Origin of the sequence: Gemmiger formicilis, assembly GCF_016901605.1 — a bacterium.
GTDB lineage: Bacteria > Bacillota > Clostridia > Oscillospirales > Ruminococcaceae > Gemmiger > Gemmiger formicilis_B.
Genome location: NZ_JACJKP010000606.1, coordinates 1 through 284, shown reverse-complemented (window position 1 = coordinate 284; position 284 = coordinate 1). Strand labels below are relative to the sequence as shown.

1 protein-coding gene is annotated in these 284 nt (G+C 60.9%); it reads left to right on the top strand.

The features are described 5' to 3' along the window. Positions 1 to 284: hypothetical protein (locus tag H6B10_RS16125; protein ID WP_204652435.1), on the top strand; the 284-nt coding region annotated here is incomplete at both ends.

The following is a 284-nucleotide window of genomic DNA, read 5'->3' as shown; positions in this document are numbered from 1 at the left end:
TTGCTGCCGCCGGTGCTTTTGCACAATATGCAGCCGTTCCGCACCACCTGGTCCGCCTGGTGTGAACTGTTCACCGTATTTTTGCCGGTGTGGTGGTACTTTGACGGGCAGCGGGTCACCAAAAAAAAGCTGGCGGTTCTGGCGGTGCTGGGTATCCTGACGGCGGCCTGGCGCAGTGAGTGTATCTATTATCTGGCCGCGCTGCCGGTGCTGCTGGCGGTGCTGGTGTTCAAAAAACTGGTGCGCCCCGCTGCGGCGGTGGTCTGCACTGCGGTGATGGTAGC